Genomic DNA, 4,144 nt, shown 5'->3' with positions numbered 1-4,144 from the left:
TTTAAAAGTCTTTCAAAACACGGAAGGACTCTCTTACTTTCCGAGCAAATTGAAGCGGCGGTTCGACCGATTCAAAGTGCATATACATTGCTCTCGGCCGTTCGAACATCCAGTGGTTGTGCAATGCCGTGACGATAATGTTGCGTTTTCTTAATTTCGTCAGCAACGGATTCACTTCTTTTTGCAAAAGAACCGTTTCACCTAGATTCAAGGCGTTGCCTTCTGCATCAAGGTTCTCAAACGAGAAAAATTGAGGCTCGACAAGCGGTGACCTCGTTCTGCGTCCGAGAATCTCGAAAGGAATCCGGCGAAATCGCTGAGCGAGACAAACATTGTTGTCGGTCACGCTGCCGGTGGCATCCAAAATATCCGAGAATTCACGGCATAACCTTTTCAGCCTTTCCCATCTTCGGCTCATACATCATTTCTCCTTCTTTAGTGGATTGCTCTTTCCTTACTAGAGTATGAGCAGCTCGGTCTGGCCGAAAGGGACAAGCGAATCAAGAAATCTATGGAATTTTAAGCAGTCTCCATCTTCCATTCGTACAACGTGAGGCTTCGTACGCCGTGCACGACGTACGGATCTTTTTCCGCCATTTCCTTTGCTTCCGCTTTCGAATCAGCGATGTAAATGATCATGCCGCCTTGTTCTTCGGTGAAAGGTCCTTTTGCGAAAACCTTCCCTCGCTTTTCCATCTCCGCAATGTGATTCAAATGCTGCGGGCGGTATTTTTGATTGTCCTCCGGCTTTTCCATGTGTAAAATCGCAGCGAAATACGCCATGTGCATTCACTTCCTGTTCAAGGTTGATTTAAAAAAACGCCTGAAAAATAAAGGCCGCGAGAAAAAGATTCGACATGTTCCTCGCGAAAACCTGCTTCCTTAACGACTCTCAGTGTATTTCGATTCAAGTGACAGCCGTCGCAAAGCCGCCGCCATACCGGGGTTAGGAGATCTTGCGCCTTCCCGAGCAGCCGATCCTCCATACGAACATGCTCGAGCAACAACAGGCGGCCGCCGGGATTGAGTACGCGGCGAATTTCGTCAAGGGCTTTTTCAGGGTTCGCTATCGTGCAAAAGACAAGCGTACCGACGACCGTATCAAAGGCATTCTCAGGAAAATTGAGCTGTTCCGCGTTTCCAAGTTCGGCATGAATGGCAACCGACGCTTGGCGCTTCTTCGGTTGCGCCCTTTTCAGCATCTCCGGATTCGGTTCGATGGCCGTCACTTGTTCCGCCATTTTGTAAAAGGCAAAGTTGACGCCTGTTCCTGCACCGATTTCGAGCACCTGTCCGCCGGCATCCCCGATCAACCGGGTGCGGATCGGCTTGAATGTCTTAGTTTCAAGCGAAGCCATCAACGGATCATACAGTTTCGGAAACCATCTTTTCACCGCTTACCCCCTCACTTTCAACAATCGTAAAGCATTGAGCGTGACGATCAACGTTGCCCCGACGTCGGCAAATACCGCCAGCCATAACGTCAACCAACCTGGAAAAATGAATAAAATGGCCGCTGCTTTCACGGCGAACGCAAAAAACATGTTTTGCTTGATTACGCCAAGCGCCTCCCGGCTCAGTCTGACGGCGAACGGCAGCTTCTCCAAGTCGTCGGCCATCAAGGCAACGTCCGCCGTCTCAAGCGCGGTGTCCGTCCCGGCACCGCCCATTGCGATCCCGACCGACGCCGCCGCCAAGGCCGGCGCATCATTAACGCCATCGCCGACCATCGCAACCTTCGCGTGTTTCCCGCGTAAATTTTTGATCGCCGATACTTTATCTTCCGGCAAAAGCTCCGCCTTCACCTCAGTGATTCCGAGCTCCTTGGCTATCGCCTGCGCGACCGCTTGCCGATCCCCCGTCAGCATCGTCGTTTCCTTGATACCGATCGCTTGAAGCTGTTCGATCATCTGCTTCGCACGGGTTCTGACAGGATCGGCAACAGCGATGAGACCGACGAGTCTTTTTCCCGCGACGAGCCCCATCACCGTTTTTCCTTGTTTCTCGAAATCCTCAATTTTCTCGTTCATCCCCGTTAAATCGAGTCCCAGCTCGTTCATCAATCGCATATTGCCAAGGTGATAGACGATGCCATTTATCGTCGCTTTTATCCCTTTGCCGGTCAGTGAAACGAACGCTTCAACGCTTACATCTTCCGGTTCCGCTTTCCGCAGGACCGCCGCCGCCAACGGATGCTGTGATCCTTTTTCAAGAGCCGCCGCGACCGCCAATACCTCGCTTTCGCTCCAATCACCGGATGCCATCACATCGGTTACCTCCGGCCGGCCCATCGTTAATGTTCCCGTTTTATCAAAAGCCATCGCCTTCAGCGCACCCAATTCCTCCAAATAGATGCCGCCTTTGATCAGCACCCCGTTCCTCGCCGCATTTCCGATCGCCGTCACGATCGTTACCGGCGTCGAAATAATTAACGCGCAAGGACAACCGACGATCAAGAGCGCCAACCCGCGGTAAATCCACTCGCTCCAATCCGCACCCGCGAATAATGGCGGGAAGACAGCCAGCAGCACGGCTGCCGCTGCAATCGCCGGCGTATAATACCGCGCAAACCGATCGATAAACGCTTGAGACGGCGCACGCTCCGCTTGCGCCTCCTCGACGAGATGAATGATCTTCGCCAGTGTCGTATCTTCTGCCCGCTTCGTCACCTTCACTTCGAGCAGGCCTTCTTCGTTCAGCGTTCCGGCAAACACTTTGTCTTTTACCGTTTTCACGACTGGAACAGATTCGCCGGTAATCGCTGCTTGATTGATCGTCGACATTCCTTTCTCGACAATGCCGTCCATCGCCAACTTCTCGCCCGGCTTGACGATCATCGTGTCTCCGATTTCAATTTTATCAAGCGCCAGGCGTATTTCCTTGTTGCCACGACGAACGGTCGCCGCTTTCGGCGCTAATTCCATTAACGAACGAATCGAACCGCGCGCCTTGTCCAGCGAATAGCTTTCCAACCACTCGCTGATCGCAAACAAGATCACGACGACCGCAGCTTCGCTCCATGCCCCGATCGCAGCAGCCCCGAGAACGGCGATCGTCATCAGTGTTTTCATTTGAAACTGAAATTTTACAAGATTTAGGAGCCCCGTCCAAATCAAGCGATACCCACCAACGATGATCGTCGCCGCATAGGCAACCATCGGGATCCATGTATTTGTCTGAAAATCGGTAATCCACGCGGCAATTAGCAGCAACAAGGCTGTCGAAACCGTCCAAATTTCTCGGTTTTGCCAAAAGGACGTCTTTTCCTGTACCCTTTGTCCGTTTTCCGGATGCAGCTTTAAGTTTTCGAACGCACCGGCTTTTTCCAGTTCATCGACACCAGCGCTGCCGTACACCGTCAACTTCGCCCCGCCGAAATTGACAGACGCCTCTTTGACGGTCGCCATCTTATTCACGTTCTGCTCGAACCGAGCAGCGCAATGCGCTCAGGTTAAGCCTTCGATGCGGTAAATTTGTTTTTGTTCCATTGGGAACCCCTCTTCACTAAACGACATTCGTTACACCGTTTGATTGTCATTTTAAAGAACATGTGACTGGGCGTAAACTCGGCACGCTGATGAAAATCATGTTCAATTTTTCGAAACATCCAGAGCTTCACAAACAATTCCTCGATCCAAAAACTGGTGAACCGATTCATGACCCATCAGCTCATCAAGCAATTCAATCAAACCGAAAATCTTCAGAACTAGAATGAAGGCGCGTGATAGAATTGAAAATAAACTGATCAAAGCGCAACAATAAGGAGAAGAGTGTAAATGACAAGTAAACGGCACGGAAAGGCCGTCTTTGAGTTCCCGAATGATCGCGAAATTGTCCTCACTCGAGCGTTCGATGCACCAATCGAACTCGTTTTCGACGTTATGACGAAGACGGAACATGTGATCAAAACAATTGCCCCGTTCAATGAAGAAGTGAAAGTCTGTTCCATCGACCTGCGTGTCGGAGGCAACTACCACTACGTCTTCGTGCCCGAAGACGGAACCGAGTGCTCGTTTCGCGGAACGTTCTTAGAAGTCGAACGGCCGAACCGGACCGCTCAGACATGGGTATTCGACGGCTGGCCGGATGTCGAAGCGGTTGAATCGATCGATTTACACGAAACGGACGGAGTGACGACGATGAC

The 4,144-nt window shown here is 51.3% G+C and carries 5 protein-coding genes; 1 reads left to right on the top strand and 4 read right to left on the bottom strand.

Annotated elements, in window-relative coordinates; all coding sequences use genetic code 11:
* Window position 1: 1 nt before the first annotated feature.
* From VFK44_14370 to VFK44_14355, 4 genes are all read right to left on the bottom strand, one after another.
* Complete coding sequence (locus VFK44_14370; GenBank protein ID HET7629554.1) at window positions 2-418, bottom strand: DUF1259 domain-containing protein; 417 nt, start codon at window positions 416-418, stop codon at window positions 2-4.
* 101 nt (window positions 419-519) lie between these two features.
* Window positions 520-783, bottom strand: coding sequence for a YciI family protein (locus tag VFK44_14365; protein HET7629553.1), 264 nt, complete (start codon window positions 781-783; stop codon window positions 520-522).
* A gap of 17 nt (window positions 784-800) precedes the next feature.
* The gene (locus VFK44_14360) at window positions 801-1,394 is read right to left on the bottom strand and encodes a class I SAM-dependent methyltransferase (protein ID HET7629552.1); all 594 of its coding nucleotides are present in this window, start codon (window positions 1,392-1,394) and stop codon (window positions 801-803) included.
* 3 nt (window positions 1,395-1,397) lie between these two features.
* Window positions 1,398-3,488: a heavy metal translocating P-type ATPase gene (locus tag VFK44_14355; protein HET7629551.1), complete on the bottom strand. Its 2,091-nt coding sequence runs from the start codon at window positions 3,486-3,488 to the stop codon at window positions 1,398-1,400.
* A 288-nt stretch (window positions 3,489-3,776) separates the two neighbouring features.
* On the opposite strand from VFK44_14355, the gene VFK44_14350 reads away from it, so the two are divergent.
* Window positions 3,777-4,144 (top strand): SRPBCC domain-containing protein (locus tag VFK44_14350; GenBank protein HET7629550.1); only part of this gene is annotated, 368 nt, incomplete at its 3' end.

The sequence above is a fragment of the Bacillales bacterium genome, assembly GCA_035700025.1.
Taxonomy (GTDB): Bacteria; Bacillota; Bacilli; order Bacillales; family DASSOY01; genus DASSOY01.
Note: the sequence above shows the minus strand (reverse complement) of the source record. Positions and strands in the feature narration are given on the sequence as shown.